The organism is Luteibacter sp. 621 (assembly GCF_050435445.1).
GTDB lineage: Bacteria > Pseudomonadota > Gammaproteobacteria > Xanthomonadales > Rhodanobacteraceae > Luteibacter.
In genome coordinates this window covers 1-5268 of the sequence record NZ_JBNDKI010000041.1, presented here as the reverse complement: position 1 = coordinate 5268, position 5268 = coordinate 1, and the positions used below count along the sequence as shown (strand labels likewise).

Annotated in this window: 2 protein-coding genes; both read right to left on the bottom strand. The window is 66.2% G+C overall.

Features of this window, described 5'->3' with window-relative positions; translation table 11 throughout:
• Positions 1-129: 129 nt before the first annotated feature.
• Positions 130-1329 carry a glycine C-acetyltransferase gene (gene kbl, locus ABIE56_RS22510; RefSeq protein WP_429246048.1) on the bottom strand — a complete coding sequence of 400 codons (1200 nt, stop codon included), beginning with the start codon at positions 1327-1329 and terminating at the stop codon, positions 130-132.
• A 125-nt stretch (positions 1330-1454) separates the two neighbouring features.
• On the bottom strand, positions 1455-5036 hold the full coding sequence (locus tag ABIE56_RS22505; protein WP_429246047.1) for a DUF748 domain-containing protein: 3582 nt from the start codon (positions 5034-5036) through the stop codon (positions 1455-1457).
• Positions 5037-5268: the final 232 nt, after the last annotated feature.

The following is a 5268-nucleotide window of genomic DNA, read 5'->3' as shown; positions in this document are numbered from 1 at the left end:
GTCGCCCCCCCCCTCGCTCCCCCGCGCCCGGGGGGCCCCCCCCCCCCGGCGGGGGGCCCCCCCCCCCCCCCCCGGCGCCGGCCGGCCGCCCGCCCCCCCCCCCCCCCCCCGCTCCTACAGGGCGATACATCAGCCCTTCAGTACGCCGAGCTTCTTGCCCACCTTGGTGAACGCGGCGACGGCCTTGTCCAGGTGCTCGCGCGTGTGGGCGGCGCTCATCTGGGTACGGATGCGTGCCTTGCCCTGCGGCACGACGGGGAAGAAGAAGCCGGTGACGTAGATACCTTCCTCCAGCAGTTCGGCCGCCATGGCCTGCGCCTGCTTGGCGTCGTAAATCATCACCGGGACGATCGGGTGCACGCCCGGGCGGATGTCGAAACCGGCTTCGGTCATCTTCTCGCGGAAGTAGCGGGTGTTTTCCTTCACCTGGTCGCGCAGGTCGCCGGCGGCGGCGAGCATGTCGAACACCTTGCTGCCTGCGGCCACCACGTGCGGCGGCAACGAGTTGGAGAACAGGTAAGGGCGCGAGCGCTGGCGCAGCATCTCGATCACTTCCTTGCGGCCGGTGGTGAAGCCACCCAGCGCGCCACCCAGCGCCTTGCCCAGCGTGCCGGTCACGATATCGATCTTGTCGAGCACACCGTGGTATTCAGCCGAGCCGCGGCCAGTATCGCCGAGGAAGCCGGTGCAATGGCATTCGTCGATATGCACCAGCGCGTTGTACTTCTTCGCCAGTGCGGTGATCTCATCCAGCGGGGCGATGAAACCATCCATCGAGAAGGCGCCATCGGTGGTGATCAGCTTGGTGCGCGCGCCTGCAGCGTCAGCCGCCTGCAGCTGGGCTTCCAGGTCGGCCATGTCGCAGTTGTTGTAGCGGAAGCGCTTGGCCTTGCACAGGCGGATGCCGTCGATGATCGACGCGTGGTTGAGCGCATCGGAGATGATGGCGTCTTCCTCGCCGAGCAGGGGCTCGAACAGGCCGCCGTTCGCGTCGAAGCACGCGGCATAGAGGATGGTGTCCTCGGTGCCAAAGAAATGGGCGATCTTGGCTTCGAGCTCCTTGTGCAGGTCCTGCGTGCCGCAGATGAAGCGCACGCTGGCCATGCCAAAGCCGTGGGAATCCAGCGCATCCTTGGCGGCCTGGATCACGTCCGGGTGGTCGGCCAGGCCCAGGTAGTTGTTCGCGCAGAAGTTGAGCACCTTGCGGCCGCCTTCGAGCTCGATCTCGGCGGACTGCGGTGACACGATGATGCGCTCGGCCTTGAACAGGCCCTGCTCACGGATGGAGGCGAGCTCGGCGGCGAAACGTTCCTGGGCGGGGTACGACATGGGACGGGTTCCGGGACGGGGAAAACCCCGATTCTAGCGCGCCCTTACCCCCGCGCGCCCTGTAGGAGCGCGCTCGCGCGCGATCCCGGCCACGAAACCGCGACACGGTCACGCCCCGGTCTCGTCTAATGGAGACCGAAATCCACCCGGGTCGTCTTCCCGCCATCATCAATCCCCTTCGGGTCGAGTTTCGGCGCCAGGACGAACACCCGTTTGTCGTCGACCTTGCCTTGCAGCCATTGGCGCACGGCATTGGCCCGCCGCTCGGCCAGATGGCGCAACGCGTCGGCATCCACCGGCATATTGGTCTCCATCAGGGTGCGCATTTCGTCGGGCGGCTGAGACTTGGTCAGGCCAATCATGTTCTTGGGCTTGGGGAACGAGGCGTGCTTGTACGCCCGCTCCAGGTACTTGTCCTGCTGTTCCTGGGTGGGCGGTGTGGTGTCGTCGCCCTTGTCGTTCACCTGCTCCTGGTGGATCAGGTCATCGACCATCACTTTGCGCAGCCCGGTTTCATCCTTGCTCGTGTCGATCCGCCCGATGATATCCAGGCTGATGGACGGCTTGTTGTTCAGCACCTTGACCAGCTCGGTGAGCTTGGTCTCCGCAGCTGGGTCCAGCACGGCCGAGCCGGGTGCGAACTCGACGTAGCCGAGATCTTCCCGGCCGCCGCCCGCGGAGGCGAGCAGCCGGAACGGCGAGGTCACCGCCTTGACGATGAGGTTGCCGATCGCGCGCCAGATCAGGCCGCCGACGCTAAAGTGCGGATCGTCGAGCGAGCCGGTGACTGGCACGTGCACATCAATGCGGCCCTCGCTATCGCGCAGCAAGGCCACAGCGAGCTTCACCGGAAGGTGACTCACGCCCGGCCCCTCGATCTTGTCGCCGAACGTGAGCTGGTCGATAAAAATGTGGTTGTCCGCGTTGAGCTTGCGCTGGTCGAGCGTGTAGTGCACATCCACGTTCAGGCGGCCGCGCGTGATGGGGTAGCCCGCGTACTTGCCCGAATAGGGCGAGAGGTTGGTGAGCTGGATGCCTTCCGCCTTGGCGGTGATATCGAGGAACGCCACCGGGGCCAGCGGGTTGATCGTGCCATCGATATTGACCGGTGCATTGCCATCGAGCTGCCCCTGCAATGTCAGCGGCGCCGGCGGCGCGCCGGCGACGGTACCGAATCCGCCGATCTTGCCCGCGAGGTCCGTGACATCGGCGGTGTAGTTCGGCTTGATGAAGTTATCGGTGTAGTTGAGCCGACCCTTCGTGAGAGTGATCTGCCCAATGCGGATGTCGGCTTCCGGTCCCTCTGCGGCGGGTACGGGTACGGGCTCGTCGGCTTTCTTCGGCGCGGGATTTGCCTGCGCCTGGGTGACAGAGACTGCGCCGGGCGATTCCGGGCTGGCGACCACATCCTGCAGGTTTAAACGCCCGGTCGCATTGATGATCACGCGCGCGTAGAAATCATCGAGGGCAAGGCCGCCGATGGCTACGCGTGGCACGCCTTCGCCCATGGCGACGGACATGTTCGTCGCGCTTAGCGACGTCCAGCGGAGGAAATCGTCGTTGGTGAGCTTGTCCTGTACACGGACACGGCCCAACGTCGCGCGGCCGCGGTAGCCGATCCGCGGGGCATCCTTTCCGTGGTCCGCGTAACGTACGTCGCCATCGATACTGAGCAGGCCGCTGGCTACTGTGACGTTGAGCGGCACGGTCACCAGGTTTTGCAGCGGCGCGACATTAAGGCGGGTCGTTTGAACTTTCAGCTCGGCCTCCAGCGGCTGCGGCTTGACCTTGCCCGTCACGGCGAACGTGCCTTCGCCCAACCCGCCCTTGAGATCCACGTTGATGGGCTTGCGCAGGTCATCGGAAAGGCCGTCCACGCTGAACGCACTGGCCGTCATGCTCACGGCGTTGCGCTTGCCTGGTGCCTTCGCATCGCGCAGGGTCACCTTGCCGTCGTTGATGCCCACGTGGCCGACGCTCCAGTGCCAGTCGTGGCCTGCGGGGTGCGCGGCACTCGCGTTGGCGGGCAGCACGTTCACGATATCGAGATTGCCGTTGGCAAGCTTCTGGATATCGAGGGTGAGGCCTTCGAGGAGGAGCGAATCAACCCGGGCTTCGCTGGTTGCCATATCGACCGAGGCGATGGTGGCAGTGAGCGATTTCCAGGTAATGGGCGAGGCGCGCCCGTTGCGTGGCACCAGGGTGAATCCGTCGAGGCGTGCCTTAGCCTGTTCGAGGCGGACCATGGCGGCGTCGTGCCAATCGGCTTTCAGCGTACCGTCGGCGGTGAACGTGCCCCCGGTGATGTCGGCCGCCAGCATGGGCGGCGTAAGCGGCATGAGGGGCGCAAGCGAGATGTGGCGAATATCTACCTTGCCCTCGTAACGGCTGCCGGCGAGGTCGAACTTGCCGGTCGTGGCCAGCGAGCCGCCGGCCATGCGCGCTGACACATCGAGCGCGGCGGGCGGTGCCTTGACGGTGCTCAGGCCGCGGAGGGTGCCAGCGAGGCCCTCAAGGGTGAGGTGTGCAGGGACTGGGGCAGCAAGATCCGCATAGTCGATCCTGGTGTTTGCCAGCGTCAGCGATTCGATCCGCACATCGGTCGGCGGCGTCTTGGGGTCCGGCTTCGAATCGCCGGCCGTCAGCGCGTCGACATTGCTCTTGCCGCCGGGAAGGCGGGCGTAGCGCACGGCGGCATCCTTCACCGAGACGGCGCCGAGGCGGTAGCGCGAGGTGAGCGGATCGAGCACGCCCAGGTCGGCATCGGCATGGCCTATGTCGAGCAGGGCGCCACCATCCTTGCCCGTCACCTTGAGCCCATCAAGTCCGAGCCGGCCCTTGATCCGCACCGTCGACTGCTTCTCGCCCTGCGAGAAGTCCACCGTCATGACCCCCGAAAGCTTGCCACCTGGAACAGCTACCGGCAGTTGCGCCGGCACGAACCCGATATAGCGGGGCAGGTCGAGCTGATCAAAACGGAAGGTGATGGCCGACTCGTGGCTACTCGCGAACGGCTTCGTCTGGCCCTGCACCTTGAGCGGGCTGCCATCGATGTTCATGGCCAGTAAGGGCTGCACGAAGATGTCGGCATCGCTGGGCAGGCTGGCGATGAACGGGATGCCGAGTTCGAGGTGGTCCACCTGGTGCTTTGCGTCGAGGACACGATCGTCGAAGTCGACCTGCCCGTCGTGGATGGCAATGTTCGACAGAGCGAATCGTGCCGGCCCGCTGTCAGGTGCGGCAGGTTGCTTCGCGAAGCGCTCCTGGATGTCGGTAAAGTTGAAACGCTGTGGCGCGCTGCGCTGCAGGTGTACGCGCGGGCTATCGATACGCAGCTCGTCCAGGATGGGGGCCAGGCGGAAGAGAGACGCCCAGGATGCGTTGGCGGTGACCTGGCCGATATCGATGAAGGCCGTCTTTCCGTCCGCCTCGGCGATATGCAGGCGAGCCAGGGTGAGCCGGAGGGTAAACGGGTTGAGGCTGACGTCGCCTATGGTCACCTGGCGGCCGAGCGCGGTGCTGGCGCGGCTGGCGATTTGTGAGCGGATCAGGGAGGGTGCGGCCAGGAAGCCGAGCAGGGCAAAGAGCGCCAGCGCGATGACCAGGCCAAGGGCGATACGCCGGGCCCGGTGGGACTGGTAGGTTGCTATCGCCCGGTCGCGTGCGCGCCCCCAGGGCAGGCTCCGCCAGCTTTTACGGGTATCCATACATGCCGCCCCTCTCTACGCGTTACCCCCGGAGGAAAGTGTACTCGCCGGGCGGCCACGCGGAAGGTGGCAAAGTCCTAAATGACGGCTGCTTTTGTAGGAGCGGGGGGGGGGGGGGGGGGGGGGGGGGGGGGGGGGCGGCGGCGGCGCGCGGGGGCGCAGCGCCAGCGGGGGGTGTGTGGGGGCCCACCCCGCCAGCGAGGTCCACGCGCGCCCCCCGCCCAGGCGGCCG

Excerpts from the sequence above, each read along its gene's own strand:
- kbl (WP_429246048.1), bottom strand. The coding sequence starts at position 1,329 with ATGTCGTACCCCGCCCAGGAACGTTTCGCCGCCGAGCTCGCCTCCATC.
- ABIE56_RS22505 (WP_429246047.1), bottom strand. The coding sequence starts at position 5,036 with ATGGATACCCGTAAAAGCTGGCGGAGCCTGCCCTGGGGGCGCGCACGC.